At 67.9% G+C, this 15,787-nt stretch carries 20 protein-coding genes; 7 read left to right on the forward strand and 13 right to left on the reverse strand.

All coding sequences use genetic code 11. The features are described 5' to 3' along the window. Together ACVWWN_RS02140 and ACVWWN_RS02145 are read right to left on the reverse strand one after the other, a co-directional pair. Positions 1-691: Ig-like domain-containing protein (locus ACVWWN_RS02140; RefSeq protein WP_457142414.1), on the reverse strand; the 691-nt coding region annotated here is incomplete at its 3' end. A 143-nt stretch (positions 692-834) separates the two neighbouring features. Beyond that, positions 835-2,070, reverse strand: a complete 1,236-nt coding sequence (locus ACVWWN_RS02145; RefSeq protein ID WP_457142415.1) for an MFS transporter — start codon at positions 2,068-2,070, stop codon at positions 835-837. A gap of 94 nt (positions 2,071-2,164) precedes the next feature. Here ACVWWN_RS02145 and ACVWWN_RS02150 point away from each other — a divergent pair, with 94 nt between their 5' ends. Both ACVWWN_RS02150 and ACVWWN_RS02155 read left to right on the forward strand, forming a co-directional pair. Beyond that, the gene (locus tag ACVWWN_RS02150) at positions 2,165-2,554 is read left to right on the forward strand and encodes a PPOX class F420-dependent oxidoreductase (RefSeq protein WP_457142416.1); all 390 of its coding nucleotides are present in this window, start codon (positions 2,165-2,167) and stop codon (positions 2,552-2,554) included. 14 nt (positions 2,555-2,568) lie between these two features. Further along, positions 2,569-2,916: a thiamine-binding protein gene (locus ACVWWN_RS02155; protein WP_457142417.1), complete on the forward strand. Its 348-nt coding sequence runs from the start codon at positions 2,569-2,571 to the stop codon at positions 2,914-2,916. Here the strand turns inward: ACVWWN_RS02155 and ricR are convergent. Further along, positions 2,867-3,175: a copper-sensing transcriptional repressor RicR gene (ricR, locus tag ACVWWN_RS02160; RefSeq protein WP_457142418.1), complete on the reverse strand. Its 309-nt coding sequence runs from the start codon at positions 3,173-3,175 to the stop codon at positions 2,867-2,869. The genes ACVWWN_RS02155 and ricR overlap by 50 nt on opposite strands. A gap of 2 nt (positions 3,176-3,177) precedes the next feature. After that, complete coding sequence (locus ACVWWN_RS02165; RefSeq protein WP_457142419.1) at positions 3,178-3,807, reverse strand: DUF305 domain-containing protein; 630 nt, start codon at positions 3,805-3,807, stop codon at positions 3,178-3,180. Between the two features lie 79 nt (positions 3,808-3,886). On the opposite strand from ACVWWN_RS02165, the gene ilvD reads away from it, so the two are divergent. After that, positions 3,887-5,584, forward strand: coding sequence for a dihydroxy-acid dehydratase (ilvD, locus tag ACVWWN_RS02170; RefSeq protein WP_457142420.1), 1,698 nt, complete (start codon positions 3,887-3,889; stop codon positions 5,582-5,584). On the opposite strand, the gene ACVWWN_RS02175 is transcribed toward ilvD, so the two are convergent. From ACVWWN_RS02175 to ACVWWN_RS02200, 6 genes are all read right to left on the reverse strand, one after another. Next, a complete protein-coding gene (locus ACVWWN_RS02175) occupies positions 5,581-5,973 on the reverse strand; it encodes an SRPBCC family protein (RefSeq protein ID WP_457142421.1) in 393 nt (130 codons plus the stop codon). The two genes, ilvD and ACVWWN_RS02175, sit on opposite strands and share 4 nt — an antisense overlap. 245 nt (positions 5,974-6,218) lie before the next feature. Beyond that, entirely contained in the window at positions 6,219-6,848 is a 630-nt protein-coding gene (locus ACVWWN_RS02180) for an O-methyltransferase (protein ID WP_457148968.1), read from the reverse strand. Positions 6,849-6,899: 51 nt separating this feature from the next. Then, positions 6,900-7,394 carry a TIGR04338 family metallohydrolase gene (locus ACVWWN_RS02185; protein ID WP_457142422.1) on the reverse strand — a complete coding sequence of 165 codons (495 nt, stop codon included), beginning with the start codon at positions 7,392-7,394 and terminating at the stop codon, positions 6,900-6,902. Next, positions 7,391-8,140, reverse strand: coding sequence for a DUF2786 domain-containing protein (locus ACVWWN_RS02190; RefSeq protein ID WP_457142423.1), 750 nt, complete (start codon positions 8,138-8,140; stop codon positions 7,391-7,393). Before ACVWWN_RS02190 ends, ACVWWN_RS02185 begins: the two co-directional genes overlap by 4 nt. Positions 8,141-8,168: 28 nt before the next feature. Further along, positions 8,169-9,188 (reverse strand): hypothetical protein, encoded by a 1,020-nt coding sequence (locus ACVWWN_RS02195; protein WP_457142424.1) that lies wholly within the window; start codon positions 9,186-9,188, stop codon positions 8,169-8,171. Then, positions 9,185-10,024 carry an alpha/beta hydrolase gene (locus ACVWWN_RS02200; protein ID WP_457142425.1) on the reverse strand — a complete coding sequence of 280 codons (840 nt, stop codon included), beginning with the start codon at positions 10,022-10,024 and terminating at the stop codon, positions 9,185-9,187. The genes ACVWWN_RS02195 and ACVWWN_RS02200 overlap by 4 nt, the downstream gene beginning before the upstream one ends. A gap of 52 nt (positions 10,025-10,076) precedes the next feature. Between ACVWWN_RS02200 and ACVWWN_RS02205 the strand changes: the two genes are divergently transcribed. After that, positions 10,077-11,117 carry a sigma-70 family RNA polymerase sigma factor gene (locus ACVWWN_RS02205; protein ID WP_457142426.1) on the forward strand — a complete coding sequence of 347 codons (1,041 nt, stop codon included), beginning with the start codon at positions 10,077-10,079 and terminating at the stop codon, positions 11,115-11,117. Between the two features lie 67 nt (positions 11,118-11,184). Here the strand turns inward: ACVWWN_RS02205 and ACVWWN_RS02210 are convergent, their stop codons facing one another. After that, positions 11,185-11,652, reverse strand: coding sequence for a MarR family winged helix-turn-helix transcriptional regulator (locus ACVWWN_RS02210; RefSeq protein ID WP_457142427.1), 468 nt, complete (start codon positions 11,650-11,652; stop codon positions 11,185-11,187). A gap of 76 nt (positions 11,653-11,728) precedes the next feature. Here ACVWWN_RS02210 and ACVWWN_RS02215 point away from each other — a divergent pair, with 76 nt between their 5' ends. Continuing rightward, a complete protein-coding gene (locus ACVWWN_RS02215; RefSeq protein WP_457142428.1) occupies positions 11,729-12,505 on the forward strand; it encodes a pirin family protein in 777 nt (258 codons plus the stop codon). Continuing rightward, a complete protein-coding gene (locus ACVWWN_RS02220; RefSeq protein ID WP_457142429.1) occupies positions 12,483-13,802 on the forward strand; it encodes a PQQ-dependent sugar dehydrogenase in 1,320 nt (439 codons plus the stop codon). Before ACVWWN_RS02215 ends, ACVWWN_RS02220 begins: the two co-directional genes overlap by 23 nt. Here ACVWWN_RS02220 and ACVWWN_RS02225 read toward each other — a convergent pair. Both ACVWWN_RS02225 and ACVWWN_RS02230 read right to left on the reverse strand, forming a co-directional pair. Continuing rightward, positions 13,799-14,077, reverse strand: a complete 279-nt coding sequence (locus ACVWWN_RS02225; protein ID WP_457142430.1) for a GlsB/YeaQ/YmgE family stress response membrane protein — start codon at positions 14,075-14,077, stop codon at positions 13,799-13,801. The two genes, ACVWWN_RS02220 and ACVWWN_RS02225, sit on opposite strands and share 4 nt — an antisense overlap. Continuing rightward, entirely contained in the window at positions 14,074-14,523 is a 450-nt protein-coding gene (locus tag ACVWWN_RS02230) for an SRPBCC family protein (protein WP_457142431.1), read from the reverse strand. The genes ACVWWN_RS02225 and ACVWWN_RS02230 overlap by 4 nt, the downstream gene beginning before the upstream one ends. Before the next feature lie 145 nt (positions 14,524-14,668). Here ACVWWN_RS02230 and ACVWWN_RS02235 point away from each other — a divergent pair, with 145 nt between their 5' ends. After that, positions 14,669-15,787: a phosphodiester glycosidase family protein gene (locus ACVWWN_RS02235; protein WP_457142432.1), complete on the forward strand. Its 1,119-nt coding sequence runs from the start codon at positions 14,669-14,671 to the stop codon at positions 15,785-15,787.

The following is a 15,787-nucleotide window of genomic DNA, read 5'->3' on the forward strand; positions in this document are numbered from 1 at the left end:
TGGTCTTCTCCACCTTGCCGTTACGTACGACTGTCATCTGGTGCGTCGCGTCATCGATGGTGGCCACCAGCTGCTCGGGAACGGTGAAGCTCGACTTGGTGCCGCCTGCGTCGATGTTGACGACGGTGCCTGCAGGCCAGAAATCCTGCGGCCGCCAGCGCACCTGGGTGTCGCTGGTCCAGTAGAACCGGCCCGGCACCGGCGGGACCGACGAGATGTGGATCGCCTGCTCGGCCATGGCCCGGTCGGCGATCGGTCGCTGGAAGTTGATGTAGATCGGCTTGGCGGCGCCGACCTTGGAGCCGTTCGTCGGATTGAACGTCGGCGGCGCGAATACCGGCTCGCCGGTGTAGGGCGTCGGGTTCTGACCCGCGGGGGTGCCCTCCGGGATCACCGTGGGTTGCGCGGCGGCCAGCGGGTTGGCCGGCGGCGGCACGAACGGATCGGCAGGCGGCGGGGCCAGCGGATCGGCGGGCGGCGGTGGTGCCGGGAACCCGATCGGGTCGGCCACCGGCGGCGGTGCGAACGGATCGACCGGTGCGGGCGCGGGCGCCGCTGCGGGATCGATCGGGGCCGGCGGCGGTGGCGCGACCTCCGGATCCGCCAGTGCAGACGGGCTTGCCAGCACTCCTGCGACCAGTCCAACCGCGAGGATCGCGGTGACCAGCCTCCCCCTCATCCGCTGCCGCATACGACTACCTCCAGTCACGAATTCTCGATCCAGTGTGTCACGCGTCGGCGCCGGCTACCGCCTTCAGGTACGGCTTGGAACCCCGACAACAGTTCGGCACAAGTCGCTGAACTGCTGTGTTCATCGCAACGCGGCGCGCAACGTTACTTCCTGTCGGTTTTCTGAGGAACCGCGAACAAACCCCGTGAGCATGAAACACCGGTCAGCGCGAGAATCATCAGCACCGTCGACGCCGCGATCATCACGCCCAGCCCGGCCCGTTCGTACAGAAATCCACCCGACAACGAACCGGCCATGATGCCGACCTGGAAGGCGGCGACATAGAGTCCCGACGCCCCGTCCGGATCGCGGGGCGCGGTGCGCATCGCGGCAGCCTGAAGCATCGGTGGCAGCGCGGTGGACGCCGCGCCCCAGCACACGATCGCGCCGATGCCGACGGCCGGGGTGATCAGACCCGCGCGGTGATCGAACGCCAGCGACGCCAACGCGGCGAACGCGGCCGCCAGTACGCCGAGGCAGCCCACCACGGTGGCCCGGGGCCATTGATCCAGCGGACGGGCCAACACGCCCATCGTGACAAGGCCGGCGAGCCCGAAGGCCACCAACAGCCACGCCAGGTGCACGCCGTGGACGCCGACCACCTCGCGGATGATCACCACGATGAATGTGTAGGAGATGAAATGGCCGGTGACACCGATCAGGGTCAGCACGGACAGCGCCACGAGTCGGCCGTTGAGGTGATGGGGTTCACGCCGGCGGGATCCTTCGGTGCCGCCGGGTGAGGTCGCCATCACCGGAAGCGTGACCCAGGCGGCGCCGGTGACCGCCGCGGCGGCGACGGCGACCACGACGACGGCCGACCGCCAACTCCACAGTTCGCTCAGGCCGGCCGTCAGCGGGTTCCCGACCACCAGCGCCAGGCTGGTTCCGGCGTAGACCGCGGTGGTGGCGCGGCCCGCGTGGGTGACGGGCACCAATCGGGCACCGATCGGCGCGATCACCGACCACATCAGCCCGTGGGACAGCGCACACAACAAGCGGCCGGAGGCGAGCACCGTGAAGTTGGGCGCGAGCGCCGAAATGAGCTGCGCGGCAGTCAAGCACACCAGGGTCGCCAGCAGCGTACGGCGCCGTGGCCAGGCGGCCGTGAGCCGCACCAGCGGAATCGTCGTGACGGCCGCCACCAGGGCGTAGCTCGCGAGCAGCGTGCCGACGAGCGCCTCGCTGATGCGCAGGTCGGCCGCGATGGCAGGCAGCGCGCCGACCGGAACCATCTCGGCGGTGACGTAGACGAAGGCGGCCGCCGCCAGCACCGTCAGCTGCACACCGACGCGTGGGGTCCACGTGTAGGCGGGCGGCGGTGTGGTATCGATCGTCATAGCGGGTGCCCAACCGTATCCGCCCCGGATGGGAATCGTGCCGGATCACGTTGTGACCTTTGGTCGATTGCCGCCTAACCGAGAGAGGATCGTGATGGTCGCCATTCCCGAGGGGTATGAATCGCTGTTGGATCGCCCGCTGTTCGGGCACCTCGCCACCGTGCGGCCCGACGGCAGCCCCCAGGCGAACGCCATGTGGTTCGCCTGGGACGGTGAGCTGCTGCGCTTCACCCACACCACCAAACGGCAGAAGTTCCGCAACATCGAAGCCAATCCGAAGGTGGCGATGTCGATCATCGACCCGGACAACCCGTACCGCTTTCTCGAGGTCCGGGGCGTCGTCGAGGAGATCATCCCGGATCCGACCGGCGCCTTCTACGTGAAGCTCAACGACCGCTACAGCGGACCGCTGACCGAGGCTCCCCCCGACAAGGCAGACCGGGTGATCCTGGTCGTGCGCCCGACCGGGTTCAGCAAGCAGTAGCGGGGAGCCGATCGATGATCGTTGCCTTCAGCGTCAGCCCGTCGGGCGGCGATGACACCGGCGGTGTCGGCGAAGCCGTGGCCGAAGCCGTCCGGGTGGTTCGCGCCTCGGGCCTGCCGAACGAGACCAACGCGATGTTCACCAACATCGAGGGCGAGTGGGACGAGGTGATGGCGGTGGTCAAGCAGGCGGTCGAAGCTCTCAGCGCCGCCGCACCGCGGGTCAGCCTGGTGCTCAAGGCCGACATCCGGCCGGGCCACGCCGATCAGCTCACGGCCAAGGTGGCCCGAGTCGAAGAAGTGCTGGGCGACTCTAGGAGCGGACGAGGCGCGCGATCGCCGCGGACGCCTCGGCCAGCTTGACATCCGCCTGGTCACCGCCCTCGGTGACGGCCTGGGAGACGCAGTGTCCGAGGTGTTCGTCGAGCAACCCCAGCGCGACGGACTGCAGCGCACTGTTGACGGCGCTGATCTGGGTGAGGACGTCGATGCAGTACTTGTCCTCGTCGATCATCTTGGCGATGCCGCGCACCTGCCCCTCGATTCGGCGCAGCCGCTTCGCGTAGTCCTCCTTCTGCGGCGAATACCCGTGCCTGCCGGGTTCCTGCCCGTCTCCGGCCATCGCTAGCCTCCTCCCAGCATCTGGTTCATCTGCCCGATCTCCGCCTGCTGCGTGTCGACGATGCTCTGCGCGAGGCGCTTGGCGTCCTCATTGTCGCCGTTGGCGATCTCCGCCTTGGCCATCTCGATGGCGCCCTGATGGTGGCCGATCATCGACTCCAGCCACACTTCGTCGAATTCGGCGCCGCTCAGCGAGTTCAACCGCACCATCGTCGCGTCATCGACCATGCCCTGCATGGCGCCACCGTGGCCGGCATGCCCGCTGCTGGTGTCGGGGTTCTCGTTCCACTGCACGAGGAACACCTTCATCGTCTCGATCTCCGGTTGCTGGGCGGCGGCGATCTGCTGCGCCAGACCGACGAGCCCGGGGTCGGTGGAGCGGGAGTCGACCAGACCGGACAGCTCGACGGCCTGCCGGTGGTGGGGAATCATGTTGGTCGCGAACGCGACATCGTCGGCGTTGTAGCCCTCGGGCGCCCCGGTGATGGCGGGTGCATCCGCGGTGTGTGTGTGGTCGGTGTGTCCGTCTCCAGGAGATCCGGCAGATCCGGCCGGGCTGGTGCACGACGAGAGCAACAGTGCGACGGCACCGGCGGCAAACGCGGCGACCATCCGGGTGGCGATCGGCGACATGCCACCAGCCTACCGGATACCCCACTGGGGTATAGATAACGGTTTGGCCGGGCGAAACGCCGAAGGCATACTGACAACCATGCCCTCAGCCCCGGATATCAAGCCCCGCAGTCGCGACGTCACCGACGGCCTGGAAAAGGCCGCAGCCCGAGGAATGCTGCGCGCGGTAGGCATGGGCGACGAAGATTTCGTCAAGTCGCAGATCGGCGTCGGATCCTCGTGGAACGAGATCACCCCCTGCAACCTGTCGCTGGACCGGCTGGCCAAGGCGGTCAAGGACGGGGTGCACGCCGCAGGCGGATATCCGATGGAGTTCGGCACCATCTCGGTGTCCGACGGCATCTCGATGGGCCATGAGGGCATGCACTTCTCGCTGGTGTCGCGTGAGGTGATCGCCGACAGCGTCGAGACCGTGATGATGGCCGAACGCCTCGACGGCTCGGTGCTCCTCGCCGGCTGCGACAAGTCGTTGCCCGGCATGCTGATGGCCGCGGCCCGCCTCGACCTGGCCAGCGTGTTCCTCTATGCCGGGTCCATCCTGCCCGGCATCGCCAAGTTGTCCGACGGCACCGAGATGGACGTCACGATCATCGACGCGTTCGAGGCCGTCGGGGCGTGTGCGCGGGGGCTGATGTCACGCGAGGACGTCGACGCCATCGAGCGGGCGATCTGTCCCGGCGAAGGCGCGTGTGGCGGCATGTACACCGCCAACACCATGGCCAGTGCCGCCGAGGCGATCGGGATGTCACTGCCGGGCAGCGCGGCCCCGCCTGCCACCGACCGCCGCCGCGACGGGTTCGCACGCAGGAGCGGCGAGGCCGTCGTCGAACTGCTCAAGCGCGGCATCACTGCTCGCGACATCATGACGAAGGAGGCGTTCGAGAACGCCATCGCGGTGGTCATGGCCTTCGGCGGGTCGACCAATGCAGTGCTCCATCTGCTCGCCATCGCGCATGAGGCGGATGTGAAGCTGACCCTCGACGACTTCATCCGGGTCGGCGCGAAGGTGCCGCACCTCGCCGACGTCAAACCGTTCGGCAAGCACGTGATGTTCGACGTCGACCACATCGGTGGCGTGCCCGTGGTCATGAAGGCACTGCTCGATGCCGGCCTCATGCATGGTGACTGCCTCACCGTCACCGGCAAGACCATGGCCGAGAACCTCGCCCACATCGCGCCGCCGGATCCCGACGGCAAGGTGCTGCGCGCGTTGAGCAATCCGATCCACCCGACCGGCGGCATCACGATCTTGCACGGCTCGCTGGCTCCCGAAGGCGCCGTGGTCAAGTCGGCGGGCTTCGACTCCGACGTGTTCGACGGCACCGCAAGGGTTTTCGACGGCGAGCGGGCCGCCATGGACGCGCTGGAGGACGGCACCATCGTCGCGGGCGATGTCGTCGTGATCCGCTACGAGGGGCCGAAGGGCGGCCCGGGGATGCGCGAGATGCTCGCCATCACCGGCGCCATCAAGGGCGCCGGACTGGGCAAGGACGTGCTGCTGATGACCGACGGACGGTTCTCCGGTGGCACCACCGGCCTGTGCGTCGGACACATCGCACCGGAGGCCGTCGACGCGGGCCCGATCGCGTTCCTGCGGGACGGCGACCCGATTCGTCTCGACGTCGGCAAGGGCACCCTCGACGTTCTGGTCGATTCCGACGAGTTCGATTCCCGCCGTAGCGGATTCAACCCACCGGCCGCCAAGTACACGACGGGTGTGCTGGCGAAGTACCGCAAGCTGGTCGGCTCGGCAGCCAACGGCGCGGTCTGCGGCTAGCTGGTCATCCGGTCGATGCGCTGCAGCGCGATCGCACACACCGCCAGGTAGGCCGGCGCCCACCACGGGACGCCCATCCAGGCGCGACAGCCGTCCCCGTTCGGTTCCACCCCGTGACGGGTGGCCGGGATACCCGCGACCTGCCATGCCCAGTGGCGGCCCGCTTCGTATTCGGTGATGGTGAACGGCAACGCGACCCCAAGTGGGGTCCACACCTTGCCGCGCTCGCCGCGACCGAGTTGGTCGGCCTCCGACAACTCCGCGCGTTGGACCGTCGGCCCCCACCGGGGCCAGGCGTCGAGGTCCGTCAGCACGTCCCAGACCAGCGCGGGCGCAGCGGCCATGTCGCGCTCCACGGTCAGCATCCCCTGCCGCAATCCGAAGTCCATCGGGGTTGCAGTGCCCGTCGGGACCGCGCGCCAAACGCCGAAGTGTCTGGCGGATCCGTCATCGGCGGCCGACCGAAGAGTATGTCGCAGCTATTGATGCGCCCGAAGTGCGGGTGCTGTGTTCGTCGGATTCGTCGGCCGGGCAGGCGTCTCGTCACGGCGGAGACGTTGGGTGCACGGCAGCGCGCCGGTCGACGCGCTGATCGCGGACACGAGTCCGGCCGACGTCGGCGCACGCTGACCCGCTACGTCACCACCGCGACAGCGAACCCGTCCCAGCCCTTGGTGCCGACCGTCTGGATGGCGGCCGCCTCCAGCCGGGGGTTCTCCCCCATCATCTCGAACATGTCGCGCACCGCGCGGGCCTGGCGATCGTCGGGCGCGGGGTTCAGCACCCGTCCCGAGCGCGCGATGTTGTCCACGACGATGACCGCACCCATCCTGCCGAGCTTGATCGCCCACTCGACGTAGGCGATGTTGTTCTCCTTGTCGGCGTCGATGAAGATGAGGTCGAAGGTCTCTTCGGCGGCGGCGAGTTGTGGCAGCGAGTCGAGCGCGGCTCCCACGATCACCTCGACGCGATCACCCACACCGGCGCGGACGAGATTCTTGCGGGCGACCTCGGCGTGCCTGGGCTCGTACTCCAGCGAGACGACGCGGCCGTCCGAGCCGACCGCACGCGCCAGGTTGATGGTGCTGTAGCCGGCGAGGGTGCCGATCTCCAGCACGCGGGACGCGCGGATGGCGGTGGCGAGGAGGAACAGCAGCTTTCCGTGCTGTGCGGAGACCTCGATGGCCGGCATGCCCGCTTCTTCACCCGTGTGGCGGGCCGCCGCCAGCACGTCGTCCTCGGTCCGCAGCAGGCGATTGAACATCTGGTCGAGCTCTTCGGGATCCGGCTCTGGCACGACCCTGACGTTACCCCCCTACCGCACACCTTCTTTCGCGTATACCACTCGCAGCACATGGGCCACCTCGGGTCCCATCACGGCTTCGGCGAGTTCGCAGAAGGTGGCGACGAACTCGCTGCCGTGGGGCGGTTCGGCGTCGGTGAGGTGGTGGGCGATCTCGTGCAGCACGACCAGCTCCCGCAGCGCCCAGGAGCTGCGCCGGTCGGGCACCGCGACGGTGGCTGCGCCGTCGGCGCGTTCATAGTGGGCGGCCGTGGCGCCGCGGCGGGGCCTAACGGTCAGCGGCGCAGCGGCGGGCCACCGCCGACGGACGGCGGGATGGGTGAGCACATCGTCGACGTAGCGCTGCGCCGCGGACACCGACGCGAACCGGCCTTCCGGCGGGAGCGTCAGCTGGGTGCCGAAGAACTCGACGGTCCGGTTGCCGTGTTCATCGGCCCGGTCGAACAGCGTCCGGACGAACTCTTCGGCGGCGTAGACCTTCGCGCGCTGAGTGTCGCGGGGCGTCACTTCTTCAGCGCAGAGCGGGCGCCTGCCAGCTCGGGGCTGTTGCCCAGGCGGGCCCGTTGCCCGGCGCGATCACCGGCGCGCCGCGCCGCCGACGAGTACCCGGCCGTGGCGCTGCTGGCCCGCCAGGTACCCCGCGCCTGGGAGGTGTGACGGTAGAAGTCCTTCAGCTCGATGTCCTTGTCCCGCAATGCGATGGCCGTGCCGGGACGGCTGTCACCACCCTTGGTGGCTTCTCGCTGCGCCTCTTCGCGCGCCTCGGTCAGCCGCTTGCCGACCCTGCCGCCGAAGGCCAGCTGGAAGTTGATCCGCGCGGTGATGGTCGGCGTCGGCCGATGCGCGCCGGACCCGATGTACGCCTCGGAGGCCTTCACCATCTGCGTCAAGAGACCGGCGTACAGCGCATGGCTGGCGTCGATGTCCTCGGCGAAGCCGTAGGCGTAGACGAACGTCGAGTTCGACGCGACATCGCACTTCACGTCGTTGGCGGCGGCGATCACCACGAACAGTTGCACATAGGTGCGCAGTCCCCGCGCTCCCGCGTTGCCGATGGTGATGGTCCGCTGCGTCGGGATCTGCGCCTTGGTGCGCTTGTCCGAGTGCGATCGCGCCACCGCGAGGTCGATGGACGTCGCGGTGGCCAGTCGCTGGGCGGCCGCCATGAACGCCTCGGCCTCGTGCTCGTTGTCGGTGCCTTCGGCCTGACGCAGCAGCGCGGCGATACGTGCCAACATCTTGTCGTCGCTCATGCCGCCAGATTAAAGCCCGTCGGCGACATCACCTGCTGACGAAGCCGTCCAGCGCGGTGACCAGTTGTGGAGAAAGTGGGTCCGTCTTGGCGTAGTTGGCCACGTTGTCGGTCGGGTCGTCGCGCAGCACATGGTTGACGCCCTTGAGTTCGACGACGGTCAGCGCGGCGTGCTGCAGCGCGGCGATGAGTGGCTGTTCGGCGGCGCAGCCGGCCTGGCCGTCGGAGTCCGAGCAGGTCAGCAGGACCGGGGTGCCCGCAGGCACTTTGGCGGCCAGTGCCAGCGGATCGATCGCGTCGGCTTCCACCACAGCCTTGACGTTGCCCGGGTTGAGGACCGCGCCCAGCCCCTGCGGCAGCTTCGCCGGTGCGGTGCCCTTGGTGCGGACCTCGTCGACGGCGGCCAGCCAGGCCGACAGGGTCGCGGGGTCACCGTCGGCGCGCACCTTGGCGGTGATGATGTCGAGGTAGCGGCCGGACAGCGGCTCGAAGAGGCCCAGCGAGTGGACCTTCGGGGCGTCGGGGGCGGTGTCGGTTGCCAGCGCCATGGCGTGGATGGTGCCCTCGCCGAGTGCGTAGACGGAGACGCGAGCCTTGTCCGTACCGCCCTGTTGCGCCAGGAAACGCACCGCGGCCTTCGCGCCGGTGGTGTAGACGGCGCTGCCGACGTCGGCGGGCCGCGCCGCGTAGGGGCCGAGCCCGGTCTTGCCCGTGCCGACCTTGTCGTAGCGCAGGCTGGCGATCTTCCGGTCCGACAGCAGTTCGGCGAGCTGGCGCATGTTGCCGACGGGGCCGGCGACCGCGTTGTCGCCGTTGCGGTCGGTGTTGCCGCTCTCGGAGATCAGCAGAGCCGCAGGTCCGGGTGGCGCGTCGTGGTCGTGGCGATAGGAGCCGTGGATGGTGAGGCCGTCGGCGACGAAGCTGATGTCGTCGTCGACCCAGCCTTTCGGTTGCGGCGGCTGCGGTGGCTGTGCCTGCTCGCCGGACGAACAGCCCACCAGCACGGCGACCGCCAGTAGAAGGGCGGCAACAATTTTCGAGGGTTTCATAGCTTCGCCTGGATCCACGAGGTCACGTCGTCGAGCACCAACTCCTTCTCGGGCTCGTTGAACACCTCGTGGTAGAGCCCGGGATAGACCTTCAGGTGTACGTCATCGGACGCCACGCATTCGACGAGATGCCTGCTGCCCTTGACGGGGATCAGCTTGTCCTGTTCGCCGTGCACCACCAGCAGCGGTGCGGCGAGCGCACCCGCACGCTGCGGCATGGTCTCGCCGACACCGATCAACGCACGCGCGATGCCCGCGGGCAACCTGCCGTGGTGCACCAGCGGATCGGCGTTGTAGGCGGCCACCACCTCGGGATCGCGCGACACCGCGTCGGTGGGCAGGTGCTCGACGGGCAGGCCCGGAACGAGCCTGCCCAGCGTCTTGGCGAGCACCATCATCACGGGTGACACGCCGTCCTGCGCGTCGACGGCGGGACCGGACAGCACCATCGCGTCGTAGTGGTCGGGATATTCGACGCCGTAGGCGAACACGATGCCGCCGCCCATGCTGTGGCCCAGCACGATGCGCGTGAGTTCGGGATAGGCGGCGGAGGCGATTCCGACCAGGGTGTGGAAGTCGCCGGTGTACTCCGAGATGTCCCTGAGGTAGACGCGCTTGCCGCCGGAGCGGCCGTGGCCGCGATGGTCCAGCGCGTAGGTGACCAGACCCGCCTCGCCGAAACGCTCGGCGACGTGGTCGTAGCGGCGCGCGTGCTCGGCGTATCCGTGGGAAAGCACCACGACGCCGCGCGGATCGGCCGCTGGGGTCCACACGTCGTAGACGATGCGGATGCCGCCGACACCGTCGAAGCTGTGCTCGCTGCGGGTTGTGGCCATCAGGGGAGAGTAGCGGGCGAACATGTAGTGGTCGCCGTCACGAGAGTGACGGTTGTCACCCCGACTGCGTAAGCTCGGCGAGGTGACCGTCCTCGCCCACAGTCTCGAATCAGGTGATGAGGAAGCCGCCTCAGACGTTTTCCTCGCCGACGCCCAGCGCTACCGCCGCGAATTGCTGGCGCACTGCTACCGAATGACCGGCTCGTTGCACGACGCCGAGGATCTGGTGCAGGAAACGTACCTGCGGGCCTGGAAGTCCTACCAGGGTTTCCAAGGCAAATCGTCGGTGCGCACCTGGCTGTACCGGATCGCCACGAACACGTGCCTGACCTCGCTCGACGGCCGCAAACGCCGCCCGCTGCCCACCGGTTTGGGCGCACCGGCGTCGGACCCGACCGGCGACATCGCCGAACACCGCGAGATCACCTGGCTCGAGCCGCTGCCGGACGCGCCGAAGGAAGACCCGTCCGACCCGTCGGTGATCGCGGAGTCGCGGGAGTCGGTGCGGTTGGCTTTCGTGGCCGCCTTGCAGCACCTGTCGGCGCGCCAGCGTGCCGTGCTGGTTCTCCGCGAGGTTCTGCAGTGGAAGGCCTCGGAGGTGGGTGAGGCGATCGGCGCCTCGACCGCCGCGGTCAACAGCCTGCTGCAGCGCGCCCGGGCCCAACTCGACGCGGTCAGCCCCAGCGAGGACGACGAGATCGCCGCGCCGGACTCACCGGAGGCGCAGGATCAGCTCGCGAAGTACATCGCGGCGTTCGAGTCCTATGACATGGACCGGCTGGTCGAGTTGTTCACCGCCGACGCCGTTTTCGAGATGCCGCCGTTCGATGGCTGGTACCAGGGTCCGGCGAACATCGTCGCGCTCTCCAAGACGCACTGCCCCGCCGAGGGGCCCGGCGATATGCGTTTCGTGCAGACCATCGCCAATGGCCAACCCGCCGCAGCGCTCTACATGCTCAACCGTGAGACCGGCGCGCACGAGGAGTTCCAGCTCCACGTGTTGGAGATCCGCCCCGGCGGCGTCTCGCATGTGGTGGCGTTTCACGCCGGGGACGGGCTGTTCGCGAGCTTCGGCCTGCCCTCCGTGCTGTAAGCGCTGCCAATGTGGAGGCGCTAGCCCCATCGGCCTGCCGCACTGGGCGGCAAGAGCATTCTCGGCGTCATCGCGTCCGGGGAGGCGGACTGGTAGCGAGCCGGTCCACCACCGCCTCGATCACGGCGCCGAACGCCTGCAGTTGCGCAGCGGACAGGGCGTCGAACATCACGCTGCGCACCAACTCCACGTGCCCCGGCGCCGCGGCCTCCAGGGCGGCACGTCCGCTGTCGCTCAGGTCGACGACCACACCACGCCGGTCGTCGCTGCTGCCGTGGCTCTCGACGAGGCCACGACCTCGCATCCGTCGCAGCTGATGGGAGGTCCGGCTCTGCTCCCATGCCAGCGCATCACCGAGTTCATGGATGCGTTGCGGTCCGCCCTCCGAAAGGGCGACGAGCACGTCGTAGTCCGACAACGACAGCTCGCAGTCCCGTTGCAGCTGGCGGTGCATCGCCGACTGCAGCCCGCTCACCATGGCCAGATAGCCCCGCCACACCTGCTGTTGCTCTTCGGTCAGCCACACGGAATACATGACACATCATCTATGTTGTCCGAGTCAAGGCCGGCCGCCTAGGCTGACGATAACTCCAGAGGAGTGATGACTGAAGATGACCACGCCAACGACGCCCACGCCGTCCGTCGATGTCCGGCGCGCCGATGAACGCGCCAAAACGCGCATCTCATGGTTGGACTCCAAGCACTCGTTCTCGTTCGGCAGCCACTACGACGCCGACAACACCCATCACGGGCTGCTGCTGGTCAACAACGACGACATCGTCAAGTCGGGCACGGGTTTTGACACCCATCCGCACCGGGACATGGAGATCGTGACATGGGTGCTGCGCGGGTCACTGGTGCATCAGGACTCCACGGGCCATTCCGGGGTGATCTACCCGGGGCTGGCACAGCGGATGTCCGCGGGCCATGGCATCCTGCACTCGGAGAAGAACGACTCGTGGCGGCTCACCGGCGCGGGATCCCACGACGAGCCAGTGCATTTCGTGCAGATGTGGGTCGTCCCCGACGAGTCTGGTATCACCCCCGGCTATCAGCAGCTCGAGATCGACGACGAGCTGTTGCGCGGTGGACTGGTGACGATCGCCTCCGGCATGCCCCAGCACAGTGACCAGACCGCCATCACCATCAAGAACAAGTACGCGGCGCTGCACGGTGCGCGCCTGCAGGCCGGCGACAGCGTCGAGCTGCCGCAGGCTCCGTATCTGCATCTGTTCGTGCCCTCCGGCGCGGTCGAACTGGAAGGCGCGGGAGCACTGCACGAGGGTGATGCGGTCCGGTTCACCGCATCCGGCGGCCAGCGCGTGACCGCCCTTGAGCCCGCCGAGATACTGGCATGGGAGATGCATGCGGGTTTGGCTGCGGCATAAGCGAATTGGGTCCATGGCAGCAGTTGTTGTGCTGCTCGGAGCCTGCTCCGCCAGCCTCGCACCAGCGCCGAGCTCGTCGCCACCGCCCTCACCGCAGCCGGCGACCACGCGCGCGCCTGTCGCATCCGCGCTGGTCCCCTTCACCGTCGAAGCCGGACCGGAGCTCGCACAGGCCCCGTTCGACCAGCCGCACCAGGCGTTGATACCGTCCGGCTGGACGATGGCGGTGTGGGCCCGGGTGCCAAAGGCGCGGCTCGCTCTTTGGACACCGGACAATCGGCTGCTGGTCTCGGTTCCCAGCGCCGGACGGGTGTTGTCACTCGAACCGACAACCGACCAGCCGCGCCAGTCGAGACTCCTCGACGGCCTCGATCAACCACACGGACTCGCTTTCCGCGGTTCTACGCTGTATGTCGCCGAGAGCGACCAGATCGACGCCTACGACTACGCCGACGGCAGCGCCACCAATCGCCGCACGATCGCCGGTGGTCTGCCCGACGCCAAGAGCCCCGATCTGCGCGGCGCGTACGCCCACGCGCTCAAGAGCATCGTCGCCGCACCGGACGGCGCCGTGTACTTCTCGATCGGATCGACGGGCAACATCTCCGCCGAGGATCGCGACGCGAACCCGCCGCGCGCGACGATCATGAGGATCCCGCCCGGCGGCGGCCCGGCCGAACCGTTCGCCACGGGCGTGCGCAATGGCACCGGACTTGCCGTGGCCCCCGACGACTCGGTGTGGACCGCCGTCAACAATCGCGACAACGTCGCCGTCCCCGATGGACGGTCGCAGGGCGAGGTCGATCCCGCCTACGTCAACGACCATCCGCCGGAGGCTGTCGCGAGACTGACGCCGCAACGCGAATTAGGTTGGCCCTACTGCCATCCCGATGGTGGCCCGGCCTATCTGCGGTTCATTCGCGACGTGCAGACCAACGTCGACGGAAGCAAGCTGGACTGTGCATCGCTCCCGCCGGTCGAACAAAGCCTCGGCGCCCACGCCGCTCCGCTGGGGATGAGCTTCACTGCCGGACAGCTGCCCGCGCCATACGCCGACGGGGCGTTGGTCGGCGTGCACGGCTCATGGAATCGCCAACCCCCGCGGGCCCCCGAGGTGGCCTTCTTTCCCTGGCGCCGTGGCGGTCTCGGCAACGGCGAGACGCTCGTCGGCGGATTTCAGGCGGAGGACGGCAGCCGATGGGGCAGGCCGGTGGCTGCCGTGGTCGGTCTCGATGGCGCGGTCTACATCACCGACGACTACGCCGGTGCCATCTATCGCCTGGCGCCGCCCGGCTAACGGACGGTGGTGCCGCGGCGACCGGTGATACCGATGTAGATGGCGATCAGCACGATGGCGATGATGATTCCGACGAGGAACGGGATGATCTCGAATCCTCCGTTGGAGTTGGAGTATCCGAGCTGATATGTCAGCCAGGTCCCCACGAACGAGCCGAGCGCTCCGAGCACGATCGTCATGATGACGCCGATGCTCTGCTTTCCCGGCATGATGAGCCGGGCCAGCGCACCGACGATCAGGCCGACGACGAGTGCGCTCAGGATGGTGCCGATCATTTCTGCTCCTTGGTTTCCAACTTGTTGAGAACTGTCGTGAGTTGCTTCTCGGTGTCGTTCGCCAGCTTTTCGAACGCCAGTTTCATCACCGGGTTGAGAAGCTTGGCCAGTCCGTTCATTTCGAGGTCGGCCTCATAGGTGAGCACCGAACCGGCGCCCGCGGCGTCGACGGTGATGGTGTCTACCGAGGTCGATGATTTGTTCTTGCCGACGAACACCAGCTTGCGTCGGCTGAGCATCGTCAGCTTGTAGGTCAGTTCCGCCGTGACGCCGAAGATGTTCGACACGTTGTGCCAGGAGGCACCTTCGGCGAGCGGTCCGGAATCGATACGCGTGCACTTCTGCGTCCCGGGATCCCACTGTTCAGCATTGGCGAAATCCTTGAGGTAGTCGACGACGTGATCCGGTGGCGCGGAGACGGAGAAAGTCCGTGACACGGTTGGCATGGCGGGGGTTTACCCATTCTCGTCGATCTCACCCAGCCGCGATGAACGCGCCGACGTAGCAAATGGGCCGTCGGACAAGCGATTCGCCCGCAATCCGATCGTGATGTCGCTGTGACGCAAGTTGACTGTGTTAATGGTGTGATTAATGTTGTCTAGATCTGAACACGTCCTCGAAGGGCAAACCGTGTCGGCTTCGACCGCAAACATGCGGCGCCTCGTGGCACACGCCGCGGCGCTGGTGTTCTGCGCTGCGATGGTGGCAACCAGTGCACCCGCGGCGCGTGCCGCCGATGGGCGGGAGCTCTTGGCCACTGCGATCGCGAACACCCGCGGGTCATATCTCGTGTACAACTTCGGCGCCGGGGCACCGGCGCCGATGCTGAAAGCGGACGGCGGTTGGTACGAGAGGGCCAGTGGCGGACACCTGATGATCATCAAAGCCGCGTCGTCGCGTCTGGCGCCGCGGCTGCTCGTCGATTCGCATGGCGGCTATCAGGCCCGCTGCGAACGTGATCCCCGCGCCCGCACCGGCGAAGGACTGTGGCAGGCCTCCGAGATATACACGCCGACCCAGGCGTGGCAGGCGCTCGGCCAGCCCACGATCGCGATCAACGCCAATTTCTTCGACATTCGCGGGCAGAAGGGCGGCTCATGGAAGTCGACCGGATGCAGCTCGCCGCTGGGGGCGTACGTCGACAACACGGGCGGGCAGGGCCGGGCCAACACCGCGGTCACGGGCACCATCGCCTACGCCGGCAAGCAGGGGCTGTCGGGCGGAGACGAGACCTGGACGGCGTTGACGACGATGGTCCTGCCGGTGTCGGGTGCGCCGTTCCTCGTCAGCCCAAACGCTCCCGACGACTACGCCGCCGCGGCGCCGGTCATCCAGGGCCTGATGGACAAGGGCGTGCGGTTCGTGGCGGTCAGTGGGCTCGGGCTGCTGGCGCCGGGTGACACCGGACAGATGAACGACGGTGGTCCCAGTGCGGCGCGGACCGCGCTGGCGTACGCGAGGGCCAAGGACGAGATGTATGTGTTCCAGGGCGGAAGCTACACGCCGGATCAGATCCAGGATCTGTTCCGCGGGCTCGGCAGCGATACGGCGATCCTGCTGGACGGCGGCGGTTCGTCGGCCATCGTGCTGCGGCGCGACACCGGCGGAATGTGGGCAGGCGCCGGCGTGCCCCGTGGATCCTGCGACACCCGTCGGGTGCTGTGCGACTCCGGCGAACGTGCGCTGCCCAGCTGGCTCGCCTTCAACTGA

It is taken from the genome of Mycobacterium sp. URHB0021, from assembly GCF_054057895.1.

Bases quoted from the DNA above. Each gene is read 5' to 3' on its own strand.
- ACVWWN_RS02225 (WP_457142430.1), bottom strand. From the start codon at position 14,077: ATGATCGGCACCATCCTGAGCGCACTCGTCGTCGGCCTGATCGTCGGT.
- ACVWWN_RS02145 (WP_457142415.1), bottom strand. From the start codon at position 2,070: ATGACGATCGATACCACACCGCCGCCCGCCTACACGTGGACCCCACGC.
- ACVWWN_RS02215 (WP_457142428.1), top strand. From the start codon at position 11,729: ATGACCACGCCAACGACGCCCACGCCGTCCGTCGATGTCCGGCGCGCC.
- ACVWWN_RS02180 (WP_457148968.1), bottom strand. From the start codon at position 6,848: ATGTTCAATCGCCTGCTGCGGACCGAGGACGACGTGCTGGCGGCGGCC.
- ilvD (WP_457142420.1), top strand. From the start codon at position 3,887: ATGCCCTCAGCCCCGGATATCAAGCCCCGCAGTCGCGACGTCACCGAC.
- ACVWWN_RS02230 (WP_457142431.1), bottom strand. From the start codon at position 14,523: ATGCCAACCGTGTCACGGACTTTCTCCGTCTCCGCGCCACCGGATCAC.
- ACVWWN_RS02190 (WP_457142423.1), bottom strand. From the start codon at position 8,140: ATGAGCGACGACAAGATGTTGGCACGTATCGCCGCGCTGCTGCGTCAG.
- ACVWWN_RS02165 (WP_457142419.1), bottom strand. From the start codon at position 3,807: ATGTCGCCGATCGCCACCCGGATGGTCGCCGCGTTTGCCGCCGGTGCC.
- ACVWWN_RS02210 (WP_457142427.1), bottom strand. From the start codon at position 11,652: ATGTATTCCGTGTGGCTGACCGAAGAGCAACAGCAGGTGTGGCGGGGC.
- ACVWWN_RS02195 (WP_457142424.1), bottom strand. From the start codon at position 9,188: ATGAAACCCTCGAAAATTGTTGCCGCCCTTCTACTGGCGGTCGCCGTG.
- ACVWWN_RS02235 (WP_457142432.1), top strand. From the start codon at position 14,669: ATGTTGTCTAGATCTGAACACGTCCTCGAAGGGCAAACCGTGTCGGCT.
- ACVWWN_RS02175 (WP_457142421.1), bottom strand. From the start codon at position 5,973: ATGGACTTCGGATTGCGGCAGGGGATGCTGACCGTGGAGCGCGACATG.
- ACVWWN_RS02150 (WP_457142416.1), top strand. From the start codon at position 2,165: ATGGTCGCCATTCCCGAGGGGTATGAATCGCTGTTGGATCGCCCGCTG.
- ACVWWN_RS02155 (WP_457142417.1), top strand. From the start codon at position 2,569: ATGATCGTTGCCTTCAGCGTCAGCCCGTCGGGCGGCGATGACACCGGC.
- ACVWWN_RS02220 (WP_457142429.1), top strand. From the start codon at position 12,483: ATGCGGGTTTGGCTGCGGCATAAGCGAATTGGGTCCATGGCAGCAGTT.
- ACVWWN_RS02200 (WP_457142425.1), bottom strand. From the start codon at position 10,024: ATGGCCACAACCCGCAGCGAGCACAGCTTCGACGGTGTCGGCGGCATC.
- ricR (WP_457142418.1), bottom strand. From the start codon at position 3,175: ATGGCCGGAGACGGGCAGGAACCCGGCAGGCACGGGTATTCGCCGCAG.